This window comes from Williamsia herbipolensis, from assembly GCF_000964005.1.
Lineage (GTDB): Bacteria > Actinomycetota > Actinomycetes > Mycobacteriales > Mycobacteriaceae > Williamsia_A > Williamsia_A herbipolensis.
The window spans coordinates 32948-52632 of sequence record NZ_JXYP01000029.1 but is presented as its reverse complement, the minus strand read 5'-3'; the positions used below and the strand labels follow the sequence as shown (position 1 = coordinate 52632).

The following is a 19685-nucleotide window of genomic DNA, read 5'->3' as shown; positions in this document are numbered from 1 at the left end:
ACGAGTGTGCCTGGCGCGCAGCGGCAACCGCTGACCCGGGCCCAGCAGGCGCTGTGGGATCTGCAGGGGGCGTTGCCTGACGGGTCGGTCAACGTCGCTTACTACCTCGATCTCGTCGGCCCGTTGGACGCCGGGCTTCTCGATGACGTCGGCCGTGCCTTCGTCGCTCGGGTACCGACGCTGTATCTGCGCTTCGATACCACGGGCGAGTCGGTGGAATCGGTGTACGACCCCACTCTGACCGACGCCAAGGTCGACCTCGATCTCCGTGCCGAACCCGACCCCATTTCCGCCGCGCAGAACTGGATGGCCACCGACGCGGCAACCCCCATCGACCCCGCCCGCGACCGCACCGCCCTGTTCGCGGTCCTGCGGATCGCCGACGACCGCCACCTCATCTACATGCGCGGCCACCACCTCGTCGCCGACGGCGCTGCCGCACTACGACTCCTCGCCGAGTGGGGGCAGTGCTACACCGACGCCGTCGAGGGCCGCACCCCCGACTATCCGCCTGCCGAGGACTTCGGCCCCGCGCTGCGCGCCGACGCCGACTACCTGACATCCACACGGCGCGAGCGTGATCGCAGCTACTGGCTCGACACCCTCGCCGGCGCACCACCACCGCCGACCCTCAGCCGCCGAGCCGGCGCGATGTCGACGCGCACTCATCACCTCACCGAGGTCGTCGCACCCGGTACCTCCGAACTCCTCCGGCAGGTGCAAGCCGCACACACCACCACCATGCCCGCGGTCGTCGGAACCGCACTCGCGATCTACCTCGCCCGGATGACGGGCCACCACGACATCCAGTTCGCGCTCCCGGTCGCCGCCCGCGCCGTCGCGGCGCTCCGACACACCCGTCTTCCGGTCTCGAACGTGGTCCCCATCCGCACCCACCTGACCCGCACCGCGACGGCCCGCGACACACTGCACGCGACACAGTCGGCGATGCTCGGCGCCCTCCGTCACCAGCGCTACCGATACGAGGACATCCGGCGCGACCTCGCCGCCGCCGGCACCCCTGTGCCCACCACCCCCGGTGTCACCGGCCCGGTCCTGAACCTCATGCTCGCCGAGCCGACCATCCGCTTCGGTGACGCCGTCGGCGGCGTGCAGATCGTGAGCGCCGGCCCCGTCGACGATCTCGCGTTCACCGTCTATCCGCGCGTCGCAGCCGACGGCTCGGTCGCCACCCAGATCGACCTCGACGCGAACCCGCACCGCTACACCCTCGCCGAGGCCCGCGACCACCACGCGCGGTTCCTCCGCCTTCTCGACACGGTCTGCCGAGAACTGCTCGACGCCCCCGACACCCTCGTCGGCGACATCCCCCTGCTCACCGACACCGAACACGCCGCTCTCGCATCAGTATCGGGCCCGACGTGGGCGCCCGAGCCTGCGCCCGCCATCGACACCTCGCCACCCCCGGGTGGCGTCGCGCGACTCGGCGAGACCATCGCCATCGAGATCCCACGCGGCGCCGGACTGAGCCGCGCCATCCGCGCGGGCCTGTCGAGCCCGGCGACGATGCTCATCCTCGATCCCGACCTTCCCGCGACCCGGCGACAGCAGATCCTCGACCGGGTTCGCCCGCGGACCATCGTCACCGCGGACGAGATGACACCCTCGGTCGAATCCGGAGTCGGCCCCTCGGCGGCCCCGCTCGACGCACCGGCCTACATCGTGTTCACCTCCGGCACCACGGGTGAGCCGAAAGGCGTGGTGGTGCCGAGGCGGGGGATCGGGGCCCTGAGCGCCGACCTGCGGTCGCGCTTCAGGATCGACACCGCAGCGCGCGTGGCGCAACTCGCTGCCGCATCATTCGACGCGTCGATCTTCGAGCACATCCTCGCCGACGCCATCGGCGGAACGATCGTGCCCGCACCACCCGGCACGCTTGTCGGCGCGCACCTCACCCGATTCCTCAACGACCACAGCATCACCCACGCCGTCATCACCCCGAGCGTGCTCGCGACGATCGATCCCGACCACCTCGAACACGGTGTGCTGGCCACCCTGATGACCGCCGGCGAGCCCCTCCCCGGGGGCCTGGCTGCTCGGTGGGCCACAGGGCGCACCCTGCACAACCTGTACGGCCCGGCCGAGACCACCATCATGGCCACCGCCGCGTGCATCGAGCCCTCCGCCGACACCGCGCTCGCGCCGCCGATCGGTGCGCCCATCACCGGAACCCGCGTGCACGTCCTCGACGCCCGGCTGCGTCCCGTGCCGCCGGGTGCACCCGGCGAGCTGTACGTGTCGGGCCCGTCGCTGGCGCTGGGATACCTCGCCGACACCCCCTCGACCGCCGCGCGATTCGTCGCCGACCCGACCGCGCCCGGCGAACGGATGTACCGCACGGGCGACCTCGTCGCATGGGACCACGACCTGACCGGCCTCACCTACCTCGGTCGCGGCGACGACCAGGTCCAGATCCGCGGCGTCCGTGTCGAACTCGCCGAGATCGAATCGGTGGCGTCGTTGATCGACGCGGTCGACGGAGCGGTCGCCGTCGTCGACGACGGCACGCTCGAGCTCGCGGTGGTCACCTCCGATCCCGTCACCGTGCGACCCGCGCTACGCCGCCTGTTCGCCGAACGCTTGCCACCGGCGATGTGGCCGTCACGGATCTCCATCGTTGATCACCTCCCGCTCACCCCGACCGGCAAGATCGATCGCGACGCCGTCGCCGCCCTTCCGCGGCTCGACCCCGACGTGCCGTACGTCGCGCCCAGTACACCGGCGGAACTCGTGGTGGCCTCCGTGGTCAGCGACGTGCTCGGGGTCGACGCGCCGTCGGTGGCCGCCGACATCGTCGACCTCGGGGCGACATCGCTGAACGCGGTGGAGGTCGCGGCCGCGCTGGTGCAGCGCACGGGTGTGTCGGTGACCGTGCGCGACGTGCTGACGTCGGTGTCGTTGCGGGAGTTGGCTGCCCGCATCGATTCGGCGTTGGCGGCGAGCGATGTGCCCGAGCGGCCCGACCATCCGCCTGCCTCCGCCCAGCAGACGGCGATGGTCGTCTCCGCGCGGCTCGACCCCACCTCGACGGCCGAGGTGCTGGTCGGATCGGTCACGCTGCGCGGCGCCGCCGGCAACGCGGGTGCGGTGCGCGCGGCCATCGCCGATGTGGTGGAGCGCCACGAGATCCTGCGCACCGTGGTGCGGGTCGGGGTGTCCGGTGAGCTCTGGCAGGACGTGCTCCCCACCGACGACGTGATCGCGGGAATCCTGGTGGAGATGGTCCTGCCCGACCCGCGTGCGGTGACCGACCCGACCACGTCTGTGCCGGCACAGATCTCGGTGCGGGAGCACGCGGACGCACTCGTCTTCGCGATCGCGGTCCATCACGCACTGATCGACGATGCGTCGATCGACGTGCTCGCCACCGACCTCGCCACCGCATGCGCAGCGCGACTCCGCGGCGCGGCACCGGACTGGACCGAGAACCCGATCCAGTACGCCGACGCCACGGCGATGATCGCCGCTGCGTTGGGCAGCCCATCCGACCCGGGGTCGACATACGCTGCGCAACTCCAGTTCTGGCGTGATGAGCTGCGTGACCTCCCGCCGCGGCCGCGGCTGCCGTCGCCCTCGGCGAGCCGCGCGACGGGCGCCCGCGAGGTCTCGGCGACGGTGGCGACCACCGACCTCGCGGGGGACACCTACGCCGTCGCGCACACGATCGTCGCCGCGGTGATCGCCCGCTTCACCGGGAGCCTCGACCTCACGCTGGCCACCGTGCACTCCGGCCGCGACCTGTTGCCCGCACGACCTGCCGCCGGGATGTTCGTCAACCCCGTCGCCATCCGTACGCGGCTCGACCCCGGCGCCCCGTTCTCCACCGTGCTCGAGGCAACCGAGACCACGGTCCGGAACGCCCTGCTGCACAGTGACCTCCCCGTCGCCGATGTCGCCCGCATCTGCGAACCCCGGCGTTCGCCGACCATCGCCCCGCTGTCGGATGTGCTGATCAGCTACCGCGCCACCGACCGCGCGCACGGTGCCGCCGAAACATTCGGGCTCGACATCGAGGTGTCCGAGGAGCCGGCACGTCACGCGCGGGTCCCGCTGCAGTGGAACCTCGATCGGACCACCGACGGGCTACGGGTGGCGCTCACCCACGACGCCGCGCTGATCGACGACGAGACCGCCGCCGCCATGGTCGACGCCGTGGTCGGGGCCTTCGGTCGTGCGGCAGCGAACCCGGAGTCGCCTCTGCACGAGCTCGTTCCGGGATCGGGCGCTGGTTTCGAGGTCATACCTGCTTCCGTGGACGAGCGGACCGTCGTCGACGTGGTGGCGGCCACCGCCGACGCGTTCCGCACTGCGCCGGCGCTGATCGACGGCGACACGCGCTACAGCTACGACGAACTGATGACGCAGGCGCGCGCGATCGGTGCAGACCTGGCTTCCCGCGGTGTGCGTGCCGGCGATCGGGTCGCTATCGCTCTCCCGCGCGGCGCCCGCGCAGTGATCGCGCAGCTGGGAACCCAGATGGCCGGTGCGGCCTACATCCCCATCGACATCGCGCTTCCGGCGGCGCGGGTCGCAGCGATTCTCGACACGGCTGTGCCCGCCCTCGTGGTGGTCGACGGCGACACTCCCGACCTCGGTGCGCATACGACGGTGTCGCTCGACGAGCTGGAGGCCGACGGTTCCGCGTGGACTCCGGTACGTGTTCCCGCCGGCGCGGAGGCGTACGTCATTTTCACCTCGGGATCGACCGGCCGACCCAAAGGGGTGTCGGTGAGTCACGGCGCGGTGGTCGCGATGCTCGACGGCGTGGCCGGGAGCTACACGCGCGACGATGTGTTCAGCTGCGTGCACTCGCTCGCCTTCGATTTCTCGGTGTTCGAGATCCTCGCGCCGTGGCGTGTCGGGGCGAGCGTGGTGCTCGCCGACGTCGACACCGTGCGCGACCCGACTGCTCTGTGGCGTTTCGTGCAGGACAGGCGGATCTCTGTGCTGTCGCAGACGCCGGCGGCGTTCGCGGCGCTGGCGGCCGAGGCGATCCGCGTGGGCGAGGGCACGACCGCTCTCGGGCGGGTGGTGTTCGGCGGTTCGGCGCTCTACTTCGACCGTTTCTGGCGCTTCGCCGCGACCGTCGGCAACACCACTGCGTTCACCAACATGTGGGGGATCACCGAAGGGGCAGTGCACGTCACCTCGACACCGGTGGCGGTGACGTCGGAACGTCGCTCGCTGATCGGTGACCCGTTGCCGGGGATGGCGATCAGCGTCCTCGACACCACCCTGGCGCCGGTCCCCACCGGCGTGTGGGGCGAGTTGTACATCGCCGGTGCGCATCTCGCCGACGGCTACCTCGGGCCCGCCGCGCAGACCGCGGAGCGATTCGTGGCGGCGCCCGGCGGCGTGCGGATGTACCGCACCGGAGACATGGTCCGACGCACCCACGACGGCGAGCTCGAGTACCTCGGACGATCCGACGACCAGGTGCAACTGCGGGGGTTCCGGGTGGAGACCGGCGAGGTGGCCGCCGCCCTGCGCGCGGTGCCCGGCGTCACCGACGCCGTCGTGTCCGTGGCCGATCGCGATCGCGTCGATGGCGGCACGCTGGTCGCCCACGTGATCGCGGCAGGCGACGACATCACCCCCGCGTCCCTGCGCGCCGCGGTGTCCGAGACGCTGCCCGCGCACGCGGTGCCGACGCGCGTGGTTCTCGTCGACGCGTGGCCACTGACGCCGTCGGGGAAGATCGACATCGCTGCCCTCCCGCAGCCGACGTCCGGGCAGGCGGTCGACACCGGCCGAGACGTCGACGGATACCTCCCGGCGGTCCGAGCAGTCGTCGCCGGCGTGCTGGGGCTGGCCGAGAGCGACCTCGACACCGGTCTGTCGCTGCTCGACCTGGGCGCACATTCGTTGTCGTACATGCACATCGCGGTCGGGCTCGCCGCGGCAACCGGCCGCCAACCCGCGGTGCGCGACATCGTCGCCGCGCCGACGGTGGCCGCGTTGAGCCGGGTGGTCGCCCGATCACCCGTTGCCCTCTCACCCGTCGCAGCGATCGACGGTGGCGGTGACGATCCGGTCGAGTACATCCCCACTGCGCAACAGCGTGGGCTGTGGTTCCTGCATCGGGTGTCGCCGGCCTCGACGGTCTATCACCTCCCCTTGCGCATCGACCTGAATGCTGCTGTGGGCGTCGATGTTCTGCGTTTTGCGGCCATCGATGTGATCGCCCGGCACGAGATCCTGCGGACCGTTCTCGTCGACTCGGACGGGACGCCGAGGGCTCGTGTGCTGTCGGTCGCCGATGTCACCGCGTTCGTCGACCGAGCGATCAGCGGTTCTCAGCAGGTGTCCGATGTGGACGCCGCCGCGACTCTCGCCGCCCGCAGCCCGTTCGACCTCGGGACCGCGCCCGGCTGGCGCATGCATCTCTTCGATGCGCGTGGGCAGGAGGGTTCGGGCCGTAGAGACGCCGACGAGCCGGACCGGGTCCTGGTGATCGTCGCCCACCACGCCGTCGCCGACGGGTGGTCGGTACAGATCCTCGGGCGTGACGTGCTGACCGCGATCACCGCTCGGATGCAGGGTGTCGCACCGGTGTGGCCGGCGCCGGCCGAACCGTACAGCGTGTTCGCCCGTCGGCGTGCCGCCCGCGGTGCCGTGGCCGACGCGGTGATCGATCACTGGCGCGGGGTGCTCGACGGTGCGCCCACACAGATGTCGCTGCCGGAACCGGCCGTCGGTGTCGACGGATCGGGTCCCGAGCCCGCAGCCCATCTCGAGACCACGTTGTCGCCGACAGTGCGTGATCGGGTGGTCGCGCTCGCCGACGCGTGCGGGGCCACACCGTTCCACGTGGTGCACGTCGCGGTGAACCGGGTGATCGCCTCGATCGCCGGAACAGACGATGTGGTGATCGCGGTGCCCACCGCCGGTCGCGACACCGCCGCCGACCTCGCCGGCGTCGGCATGTACGTCCGGATGGTCGTGCTGCGCAGCCCCGTCGGCACCGACGTGTCGGTGCCGGACGCGGTGTCGGCGAGTGCACGGGCGCTGACCGGGGCGACCGGCGATCTCGCGATCGAGTACGAGGATCTCGTCGCGGCGGTCGCACCCACGAACGGTGGTGACCGGCAACCGTTCCTCGACGTGATCGCGGCCTACGCCGAGGACACCCTCGACGCCGAGTCGCTACCCACCGGCGACAGCGAGATCGTGCACGCACTGACCCCGATCCGGGTGCCGCACGCCCGCGTGCCGCTCGAGTTCACCGTCACCGACCGCCGCGACGGCGGGCTGGAGCTGGTCCTCACCGTCGGTACACGAACCGTGGACACAACGGCCGCGGAGCAGATTCTCGACCGCGTGGCCTCGATGCTCGAGACACTGGCCGAGGGCGGTCCGGATCGCATGGTTCGGGAGGCGCTCCCACCGGCCGATCGCGCCGCGCTCGTCGGGCCGCCGCGTGCACCGCTCCGTGACCCGGGACGCGCCTTCACCGAACACGCACGGCGCTCGCCGGATTCGGTGGCCGTCATCGACGCGGGTCGCTCGGTCACCTACGGCGAGCTGTTCGCCGCGGTGGATCAGCTGACGCGCTCGCTGTCCGACGGTGGTGTCGGTGCCGGGACCCGTGTGGTGGTGACCGCGGGCCGATCGGCGGCGCTGCTCGCGGTGACGGTGGCGCTGCACGACCTGGGCGCGACGTACGTGCCGATCGATCCGTCCTATCCGGCGGAGCGTGCCGCGGCGATCCTCGACGCGGTGTGGCCGGCCGTCCCGATCACCATCGAGCCCGCGACCGACTACGACGGCGACACCATCCTCGGGTCGCGGGTGCTGACCTACACCGCCATCGGTGCGGGCCCGGCTGTGGTGCGGTCGCTGCCCGGTGATCTGCCGGCGTACATCGTGCACACCTCGGGGTCCACCGGGACGCCGAAAGGCGTTGTGGTCACGCGCGACAATCTCGCGTCGATGCTGTCGGCGACGCTTCCGCGGATCGCCCCCCGCCCGGCCGATGTGTGGACGTGGTCGCACTCGCCGGCTTTCGACTTCTCGGTGTGGGAGACGTGGGGGCCGCTGACCACGGGCGGTGCGATCGTCATCGTCGACACCGACACCTCGCGGGATCCGACGGTGCTGGCACGGCTTCTCGACGACACCGGCGTCACGATCCTGAGCCAGACACCGACCGCGTTCGCGCGTATCGCGGACAGCGCCGCCCTGCATCCCGCTCTGCGATGGGTGGTGTTCGGCGGTGAGGCGGTGGCGCCCGCGACCCTGGCGGCCTGGGCTGCACGCCATCCGGCGACGCAGCTGGTGAACCTGTACGGGATCACCGAGACCACCGTGCATCTCACCCAGCAGATCCTCGACGTCGCCGATCAGCGCAGTGTGATCGGCCAACCGCTGCCGGGGATGTCGCTGCGGGTGCTCGACTCGCGCCTGCGGCCCGTGCCCGTCGGCGCACGCGGCGAGGTGTACGTCCTCGGCCCGCAACTCGCGGCCGGGTATCTCGACCAACCGGGCCGCACCGCGGAACGGTTCGTCGCCGCCCCCGACGGCGCCCGTATGTACCGCACCGGCGATCACGTGCGTCGCATCGACGCCGACCGCCTCGTCTACCTGGGACGCACGGATGACCAGGTGCAGATCCGGGGATTCCGTGTCGAACTCGGCGAGGTCGTCTCCGCCCTGCGCGCCCTTCCCGGCGTGCGTGATGCCCGGGTGGTGGTGCGACCTGGACCCCTCGCGGGCGACGAGACGCTGCTCGGCTTCGTGATCGGTGATGACGTGGACACCGACGCACTGCGAACCCGCTGCGCTGCAGTGCTCCCCGCGCAGTCGGTGCCGTCGTCGATCCTGGCGGTACCCGGCTGGCCGCTGACCCCGACCCGCAAGGTCGACACCGCAGCTCTGCTGGCAACCGCGGACACGGCCTCGACGGTGTCGCGGCCGCTGACGCCGCAGGAGCAGGTGGTCGCCGCCGTCGTCGCGGAGGTGACCGGAACCGATAACGCGCGCATCGGCGCGGGCGCGAACTTCTTCGCGCTCGGTGGATCATCCCTGTCGGCAACACGTCTGGCGGCTGCCCTGTCCGACGTCGCCGGCGCGGCCATCACGGTGCGGTCGGTGTTCGACCACCCCACCGTCGCGATGCTGGCCGCGGTGGTCGACGCCGCGCATGACGTGGGTGTGACCGTGCCCGGTCCCGTCGCCATGCCCCGCCCCGACCGACTGCCGCTCACCCCGCAGCAGGAAGAGATCTGGCTCGAGTGGACGCTGCATCCCGAGGACACCGGCTATCACCTCGTGACCGCGGTACCCGTCGACGAGGGTGTCGCAACGATGCTGCGGGATCCCGATTCCCGTGAGCGGATCGCCCGACAGGCCCGGGCACTCATCGAACGCCACGACGCCCTGCGCACCTGCTACCCGGTCGACGACCTCGGACCACGCCAGGAACTCGTCGACCTCGACTCCATCACCATCGATCTGACCCCGGTGGTGGTCGACGATGCGGCAGCGATCGTCGCGGATCTGCTCGCCCCGTTCGATCTCGCCGCGCAGCCACCGTGGCGGGTCCGCGTCGCCGACACCCCGTACGGCATGGTGATCGGCGCCGCCGGGCACCACATCGCCGCCGACGGACGCTCGATCGCGGTACTGGAGAGGGAGATCGCGACGTTCATCGACGGCGCGACGCCTCCGATGGCGCCGTCACTCGACTTCGCCTCGTACACCCAGTGGTACCGCTCGATGCTCACCGCGCGCGATGCGGATCTGCAGAGCTTCTGGCGCGGTGTGTTCGCGGAACCGGTGCAGCCCATCCGGCTTCCCGGTGTCGCGGCGACGGTGGGAGAACGGGCGCCCGAACCCGCGGTGGTGGCCGTCGCGCTCCTGCCCGCCGAGACGGTGACGCGCTTGGCGGCGTGGGTGATCGAGCGGCACACCACGGTGTTCATCACCGTGCACGCCGCGCTCGCCTCGGTGCTCGCGCGGCGCGGCGCCACCCGCGACATCATCGTCGGGACGGCGACGTCGGGCCGCAACGCCGCGGCGCTCGCCGACACCGTGGGGATGTTCGCGCGAACGGTGCCGTTGCGCAACGACATCGACGTGGACGCACCGTTCACCGACGTACTCGCCGCGGTGACCGCCACCGACCTCGACGCCTTCGCCCACGCGGACCTCCCCGCCGCCGCCATCACCGCCATCGCCGATCCCGACCGCACCACCGCCGGGCGTGCACTCACCACGGTCGTGCTGTCGGACCTGCTGACCGATAGGCCGGGCAGCGCCGCGCTCTCCACCGATGTCGACGCGCTCGCGGCATCGGGATTGTTGCGCACCGTCTTCGGGCTCGACTTCTCGGTCTCGCGGCACGGCGACGACCTGCGGATCGCACTGGTGTACCGGCCCTCAACGGTCGACGCGGCCGTCGCGCAGGGGATGGTCGACGACGTCGCCACCGTGATCGACGCGGTTCTCTCGCGGCCCGATGTGGCCGTCGGGGACGTTCTGGTCGACACGTCGGCACGCTCGACGGAAACTGTGGCACGGTCGGCGGGGGAGGGGCGGGGCGAGCCCCGAGTGGCCGACGGCACGGTAGGCGGGATCCTGGCCGTCGCCGCGCGACGGCACGCCGATCGGATCGCGCTGATCGACGGAGACGAGCGGATCACCTACGCCGAGGCCGATGCCCACGCGCGGGCCATCGCCGGTGCGCTCCGGGCGGCCGGGGTCGGGCGCGGCGACATCGTGGTCTCGCATGCGCCGCGGTCGCGGTGGTCGGTCCTCGCGACGTGGGGGATCAGCTATGCCGGTGCGGCGTTCCTCGCGGTGAACCCCACCGATCCACCTACCCGACGCGCCCGCGTCCTCGCCGACGCGGCGCCCGCGGCGATCCTCACCGCACCCGGACACCCGGTCACCGACATCCCCCTGGACGCGCCGGTGCTGGCCCTCACCGACGCGATGACGCACGACCCGATCGTCGCGCCGGTCGCGGTGGGTCTCGACGATCTCGCCTACGTCGTCTTCACCTCGGGATCCACCGGTACGCCGAAAGGTGTTGCCGTGTCGCATCGGGGCGTGGGGCCGATGCTCGCGACACTGCTGAACGGTCTGTCGGTGGACGAGTCGTCGGTGATGCTGCACAACTACGCGCCGTCGTTCGACGCCCACATCCTCGAGGTGATGATGGCCGTCGCCGCCGGCGCGCAGATGGTGATCTGCCCGCCCGAGGTGATCGGCGGAGACGAACTGCGCGACATCATAACCCGCCACGGCGTGAACACCGTCTACAGCACACCCGCGGTGCTGGGGACCATGGATCCGGCTGCTCTGCCACACGTCACGCGGATGACGGTCGGTGGGGAGGCGATACCGCCCGCCATCGCGGCCGCCTGGTCACCGCGACGGCAGCTCGCGAACCTGTACGGGCCCACCGAGACCACGATCGTCGTGACCGCATCACTGCGGATGGACACCGGCCCGGTGCACATCGGGACGGCCGTCGCCGGATCGTCGGTCGCCGTGCTCGACGCGCGGCTGCGGCCAGTCCCCGACGACACCGTCGGCGAGTTGTACATCCGCGGTGAGTCACTCGCCCGCGGATACCTCGGACGCCCCGACCTCACCGCCGAACGCTTCGTCGCCGACCCGAACACCCCGGGCGGACGGATGTACCGCAGCGGAGACCTCGCGCACCGCCGCTCCGACGGCACCGTCGTCACCCACGGCCGCACCGACAGCCAGCTCGCCGTCCGCGGCCTGCGTGTGGAACCGGCCGAGGTCGATGCCGCGCTGGTCGCGATCCCCGGTGTGCGCGACGCGGTCTGCGACCTGTATGCGACGCCATCGGGTGTCGATGTGCTCGCCGCATGGGTGGTCCTCGAGACTGCGGATGACCCGATGGATGCCGACGACCTCCGCCGTGCCACACGAGAGGTGTTGCCGCGTGGCATGGTCCCCGCGCTGATCACCGTGGTCGACGAGCTGCCTCGCACGGCGAACGGCAAACTCGATCGACGCGCACTGCCGGTCCCGGCCACGCCGTCGGGTCGACCCGCGCAGACACCCACCGAGCTCGCGATCGTCGCGGTATGGGCCCAGGTGATCGGCGTCGACGCCGAGACCATCGACACCGCATCGGACTTCTTCTCCCTCGGCGGGACATCGTTCAGCGCCACGCGGGTGGTGGGGCGGCTTCGGGAGTCCACCGGCCGCGACGTCGCCGTGCGACAGCTGTTCGATGCGCGGACCGTCGCCGACCTCGCGGCCGATCTCGACGCGATGCCCGCCACCGACGTACGCGGGGTGCGCCCGGTGCACCTGCCGACGCCGGCGAGCGTCCCGCTGGCCTACCCGCAGCGTCGCATGTGGTTCCTCAACCGACTCGATCCGGAGTCGACGGCCTACACGGTGCCGGTAATCGCGTGGATCTCGGGACCGGTCGACGTCGAACGGATCCGGCGTGCGGTGCGCCGGGTCGCGCAGCGGCACGAGAGCCTGCGCACCGTGTACCCCGACACCCCCGACGGGCCCCGACAGGTGGTGCTGCCGTCCTCCGACGTCGCGGTGCCGGCGCTGATCCGCGTCGACACCGGTGACGCGGAGCACGCGGTCCGCGACTTCGTCACCACCCGGATCGATCTCACCGCCGCGACGGCGTTCCGGGCCGCGGTGTTCGAGGTGGTCACCCCCGACGGTCCGCGATGGTTGTTGGCCGTGGCGATGCACCACGTGGCGGTCGACGGGTGGTCGTTGCGCACGCTGCTCGCCGACCTCGCGACCGCGTACACCTCCGACACCGACCTGCCGGTGCCGGAGCTGACATACATCGACGTGACCCGCTGGCAGCTCGGGCGTCTCGGCGACGCGGGCGATCCACAGTCGGAGTACGCACGCCAGATGGCCTTCTGGGGTGAGGAATTGGCCGGGCTCGGGGAACCGCCGCGTCTGCCCGGCCACGGCTCGGGCTCCATCGGAGGGCGGGTGACCGCGGTGCTGCCGGCCGACCTCGCGGCGTCGGTCACCGCGATCGCCCATGACGCCGGCGCGACCGTCTTCCACGCCGTGCACGCTGTCGTCGCCACGGTGCTGGCCCGGTGGACCGGCCGCACCGACGTCGTGGTCGGGGCACCAGTGCTGGGCCGCCCCGATCCGGCGTTCGAACCGATCGTCGGCATGTTCGTCAACACGGTGGTGCTCCGGACTGCGCTCGACCCTGCAGCGACGGTGCACGATTCGTTGCGCACCGTCCGTGACACCGACCTCGCCGCGATGGCGCACGACGGCGTTCCCTACGACGCGGTGGCCCGCGCGGTGCGCCCCGACCACCGCGGCCGCCACGACCCGCTGGTGTCGGTGCTGGTCGTGACGCAGGAGGCGCGCGCCGTGCTCGATCCGGCGCTCGGCGACCCCGACGATCCCTCGGGTGGGATATCGCTGGGCGACAGCCGAATCGAGCCGATCGGCGACATCGATCACCTGGTGTCCGCGAAGTTCGACCTCGAGGTCGTCATCGCCCCGGCCCCCGGCGGCGCGCTCGAACTGATCGTCCTGCACGCACCGGCGATACCCGGGGCCACCGCACAGGCCATGGCCGATCAGCTCCTGATTCTGCTGACCGCGGCGACAGGCGCCCCGCACGAGCCGTTCCCGCTGATCGACGACGGCCTCCGGGCCGAGACGCCCGCACCCGAGACCACCGCAGAGACCACAGAGACCGCGGCGAACGCGGTCGCCGATCTCGACGTCGACGTCGACGCGGTGCGCACCGTCTTCGCCGAGGTCCTCGACATCGCGGTCGACCACATCGGCGCCGACGACGACTTCTTCGGCCTCGGCGGAACGTCGTTGGCCACCACCCAGGTCGTCGCCGCACTCGCGCGCCGTACCGGCCGCCGGGTACCGGTGGCCGAGGTGTTCGCCCACCCCACCGCCGCGGGACTCGCGACGAGTCTCGGCGCTGTCACCGCATCGACCGCAGATCCGATGACCGACGCGCTGGCCCGCGTGATGGCCGAGGGGCCCGCGGGTACGCGGTCGGCGCGGATCCCTCTGACCACCGCGCAGCGTCGAATCTGGTTCGCCGACCGGCTCTCCCGGGATCGATCGGCGACCGCGATGTACGCCGTGCCGGTGGTGGTGCCGCTCGAAGGCGACGTGTCGGAAACCGCCGTGGCCGCAGCGGTGCGCGCCGTGGTCGATCGCCACGCTCCGCTGCGCACCGTCTATCCCGCCGACGCCGGCCAGCCGTATCAGCACGTGCTGCCGTCATGTCGGCCTTCGGTGTTGGCGGTGGACCTCGGTGACCGATCGTGGGCCGACGCCCTGGCCGACCCGCCTGCGGCGCTCCGGGGCCATCTCGCCGCGCCCGTCGACATCACCACCGAGCCCCCGGTGCGCGCGGTGTCGGTGCGGGGGCGCGACGGACGGTTCCTCCTGCTGCTGGTCCACCACATCTCGCTCGACGGCCAGTCGGTCCCGCTGATCGCCGCCGACCTCACCGCCGCGCTCGCCGGGGACTGGTTGGCGCCGCTCGACGTGACCTACCCGCAGTGGGCGCTGGCCGAGAACGCCGTGCCCGCCGCGCAGTGGGCGACCGAACGCGCCCGCGTCGTCGCCGCGGTCGAGGGATACTCCGGCATCCTCGACATCCCGACCGACCGCGCGCGCACCGCGACGCGATCCCTGGCCACCGGCGCGGTGCCGGTGGCGCCGCCCCCGGTCGTGGTCGCCGCCATCGGTGCCCGGGCCCGTGCGGCCGCGGTGACACCGTTCCATGTGTGGCATGCGGCGCTGGTGCTGGTCCTCGCCGGTGCCGCCGACACCGACGACGTCGCCGTGGGAACGCCGGTGTCGGTGCGGTCGCTCCCGGAGATCGATTCCGTCGCAGGCATGTTCGTCTCGACCGCGGTGCTGCGCACGCACCTGGGTGCGCGCGGCGACGATCCGATGACCATCGACGCGCTGCTGGCGACGGTCCGTGACGTCGACATCGCGGCGATCGGGGCCAGGCTCGTGGGCCTCGACGACGTGATCGCCGCGATCCGCCCGGCGCGCGAGGCCGGACGCCATCCGCTCGTGCAGGTACTGCTGTCGTGGGCGGCCGACACCCTGCCACCCGCGCCGTGGACCGGCGCAGAATCCGCAGAGCATCAGCTCAGTGCGCCATCGGAATTCGATCTGCAGTTCACCGTCTCGCCCGACGGTGCCGCGACGGTGACCTACTCGACCGATCTGTTCGACGCCCACACCCCGCGCGGGCTGGGAGAACGGTGGATCCGCGCGGTGACGGCGCTGGTCACTCTCGACGGCGACACACCGCTGGGCGCACTCGACCTGCGCGACCCGGCCGAGGCGGCACGGGACGCGGTGGAGCGGTCGGTGCTGGCAAGCCGGTCGATGATGACGCTCGGCGAGGTGTTCTCCCGCGCAGCCGGGGTGTTCGCCGACGACGTCGCGATCGACGACGGGACTCAGGTACTCACCTACGCCGAGCTGGATCGGCGATCGGCGCAGGTCGCGACGCGTCTCGTTGACACCGGAGTCCGCCCGGGCGACAGGGTCGCCATGATGCTGCCGAGATCGGTGGAGTCGGTGATCGCGACGTGGGCGATCGTGCGCGTCGGGGCGGTGCTCGTTCCCGTCGATCCGGGCTACCCGGCCGATCGGGTCGCACGCATGTTGGCGATGACCGGCGTGCCCGTGGCGATCGGCGCGGAGAGTGCGCCCGGGGTCACGGTGATCGGGGTGGGGGATCCGAGCGCCGAGGACAGTCCCGACATCGGGTGGGCGACGATGCTGATCGACGCGCCCGCCTACATCATCTTCACCTCGGGGAGCACCGGGACACCGAATGCCGTCACCGTCACCCACCGCGGGGTGTCGTTGTTCGCCGACGCGGTCGCCTCGCGGCTGATGGCCGCCGACCGCGTCGCCCATCACTCCTCGCCGAGCTTCGACGCCTCGATCATGGAGCTCGTGCGCGCAGCCGGGGCGGGCGCACGGTTGGCGGTCATCGCACCCGACCGTGTGGGTGGTGGCGAGGGAACGGCCGAGCTCGCCCGCCTCGGCGTGACGACCCTGTTCACGTCGCCGACGGTGCTCGCGACGTTGGACCCCTCCGCGCTGCCCGCCCTGCGTCTGGTCGAGGTGGGCGGTGAGGCGGTCGCACCGGAAGTGTTGCAGCCCTGGGCGACCGGCCGTGATGTCGCCACGGTCTACGGGCCCACCGAGGCGACGATCATGGTGTGCTGGGCGTGGTTCGACGCCGGCACCGCGGTGGGACCGATGCTGGGTCGGCAGGCCGACAGCGTGGGGGTCGCCGTTCTCGACCGTCGGATGCGGCCCGTTCCCGACGGATGTGTGGGCGAGCTGTACCTCTTCGGCCCGGTTCTCGCGCAGGGCTACGGCGAGGCCGCGCTGACGGCGAGTCGTTTCGTCGCCGCCGACGACGGCGAGCGCATGTACCGCACCGGTGACCTGGTGCGACGAACGCCATCGGGACTCACCTTCGTGGGTCGCGGCGACCGTCAGGTCCAGATTCGCGGTGTGCGCGTGGAGCCCGGCGAGGTCGACGCCGCTGCGCGGGCGGTCGGTGCGGTGCACGCGGCGACGGCGGTGGTAGCCGGGCCGGCCGGCGACACCCTGATCACCTATGCCGTCAGCGACCGGCCGGGCGCCGACATCCGCGCCGCGATGGCCGACCGTCTGCCCGCGCACCTTGTGCCGGCGCAGGTGATCCTGGTCGACGAACTGCCGGTGACGCCGGTCGGCAAGCTCGACATCGCCGCCCTGCCCACCCCCACCTGGGACGGGGCAGGAGACGCCGCGCTGACCCGGATCGAGGAGACCGTTCTCGGCGCGTTCCGTGCCGCGACCGGGCAGACGTCGATCGGGATACACGACGACTTCTTCGCCGTCGGCGGTACCTCGCTGCAGCTGATCCCGCTGGTCACGGCCCTGCGGGAGGAGGCCGGCGTCGACATCGGACTCGCGGTGGTGCTCACCCACCCGACGGCGGGGTCGCTGGCCGCGGTGATCGACGCCGGTGACACGGCGGGCACCACGATCCCGGAGGAGATCGCCGCCCTGCTGACCCACGTCATCGACCTCACCCCCGTCGACCGTGCAGAAAACGCCGTCGATCGTGCAGATAACGCCGTCGATCGTGCAGGTAACGCCGTCGAGCGGGCAGAAACGCCGCTGTGGATGGTGCACCCGGCGAGCGGGGTGGCGTCGATGTACCGACCGCTCGCCGAGGCGCTCACCGGGACCGCGCCGGTGTTCGGACTGCAACTGCCCGACCTGCTCGACACGACGCCCACTTCACCCGGGACGGTGTCGGCGCTCGCCGCGGCGCACCTCGATGCCGTTCGGTCACGACAACCACACGGACCGTACCGATTCGGCGGCTGGTCGGTGGGAGGGCAGATCGCGCACGAGATGGCCCATCTGGCCACCGCGGCCGGCGAGTCCGTCGACATCGTGGTGTTGCTCGACGCGCGCGTCGGTGTCGACGTGGCCGAGGCCGGTGCGGAGGCACTGACCATCGATCCCGACACCGCCGAGGCGTTGCGCGCCGCCGACGCAAGACGGTTCGCCGAGTACACCCGCCGTGTCGAGGAGATCGCCGCCTCGGCGGCAGCATTCGCTCCGCAGCCCGCACCGATCGCCGACCTCGTGATGGTCGCGGCGTCGAACACGACCGACGCGGCGATCGACCGATGGCGCACCGGTCCGGGCCGGGTCACCGTCGAGCGGGTCGACGCCGTACACGCCGATATGGGCAAGCCCGCGACGATGCGCGCCATCGGTGGGATGCTCTCGATGGCCATGTCCGAGATCGCCGCCGCCGCAGATCGCCCGGGCGGACCGACCGACGAACCGACCGCGAACAGGGGACACCGATGACCGCACCAGCTGCCGACGCACCCGCTCGCCCGCGGCGACGGCGCCGCCGGATCCTGTGGGTCATCGCGGTGGTCATCGCGCTGCTCGTGGTCGTGGGTCTCTACCTCGGCTACCTCGCCTACAAGGCCAAGGGCGACCTCGAGACCGCGCGCACGCAGGCGACCGCGGCCCGCGCCGCGGTGCTCGACGGCGACATCACGAAGGCGAAGGCCGCTGCCGCGCAGGCGCAGTCGTCGTCGGCGTCGGCGCGGTCGAAGACACACAACATCGTGTGGTCGGCCGCGGCGGCGATCCCGTGGCTGGGCGATCCGCTCGATTCGGTGTCACAGATCTCCGACGTGGTGGCTGACCTGTCGCGTGAGGTGCTCAGCCCCATCGCCGATCTCGCGACCACGCTCGACCCGACGACTCTGCGCGCGGGCGACAAAGGCATCAACACCATGCTGCTCGCCCAGAACGAGGCGAAGCTGGGCACCATCGCCGACGCCGCCGAACGCATCGACACCCGCGCCGCGGCCATCGATGGCTCGTGGTTCTCCACCGTCTCCGACGCACGTGACCAGCTCGTCGGCCAGACTACCAAGACGAGCCGGTTCATCCGCGGCACCGACACCGCCGCGAAACTGCTGCCGCCGATGCTGGGCAACGACGGCGTCCGCCGCTACTTCTTCGCCTTCCAGACGCCCGCCGAATCCCGTTCCACCGGTGGGCTTCTGGGCGCTTTCGCTGTCATCAGCGCGCGTGATGGCCGGGTGAACGTCGACAATCTCGGTCCCAACTCGACGTTGAAAGCGCCGTCGCGACCGATCGACCTCGGCGCCGAGTTCGACAGCAACTACGCGATCAACCGACCGTATGTCGACGATCGGAACAGCAACGTGAGCCCGCACTTCCCGTACGCGGCGCAGATCTGGATGTCGATGTGGCGCCAGCAGACCGGGGCGCGGCTCGACGGGGCCCTGGCCACCGACCCCATCGCGTTGAGCTACCTGCTGAAGGCGACCGGACCGATCACGCTGGCCGACGGCGAACAGATCACCGGCGACAACGTCGTCGACGTCACGCTGTCGAGTTCGTACAAGCGCTTCGGCGGCGACAACCCCGCCCGCAAGGCCTACCTGCAGGAGATCGCCAGTAGGGCGATCACCACCCTGACGACCGCCCGCGGCAACACCGGCGGCGTGCTGGAGGCGCTGGGTCGCGCGGTCCACGAGCGCCGACTCATGGTGTACAGCACCCGCGCCGACGAGCAGGCACTCCTCGTGAAATCTGGCCTCGCCCACGAGGTGCAGCAGACCGACGCCCCGTACGCCGAGGTGACCGTCGGCAACCTTGCCGGCAACAAGATCGACTACTACCTGCGCCGGGAGGTGCGCTACGAATCGGGAGCGTGCACCGGCGACATGCGCCAGAGCACGCTGACGGTGTCGCTCACCAACACCGCGACCGATCTCTCGCTCCCGGCGTACGTGATCGGCGGACTCGGCAACCCCGACAAGCGGATCAAGCCGGGCACGAACTACGCGAACCTCACCGCCAACCTCACCAATGGTGCGGTGCTGCAGACGATCACGGTCGACGGCGAGGCCCCGCTGTACGGCACGGGCACCGAGCTGGGGCATCTGCACGTGATGACGCAGCTGCGGATCAAGCCCGGTGCCACCGCCGTGGTGAAGTACACCTTCCTGGAGCCGACCTCGGCCCGCGGAGCCGCCGTGGTCCCGGTGCAACCGCTCGTCGATCAACCGGCCGTGACCGTGAACGTGCCCCAGTGCCGTTGA

At 71.4% G+C, this 19685-nt stretch carries 2 protein-coding genes; both read left to right on the top strand.

Annotated elements, in window-relative coordinates:
* Window positions 1-6 precede the first annotated feature (6 nt).
* Window positions 7-17904, top strand: coding sequence for a non-ribosomal peptide synthetase (locus tag TU34_RS15890; protein WP_045823878.1), 17898 nt, complete (start codon window positions 7-9; stop codon window positions 17902-17904).
* Complete coding sequence (locus TU34_RS15885) at window positions 17901-19685, top strand: DUF4012 domain-containing protein (protein ID WP_045823877.1); 1785 nt, start codon at window positions 17901-17903, stop codon at window positions 19683-19685. Before TU34_RS15890 ends, TU34_RS15885 begins: the two co-directional genes overlap by 4 nt.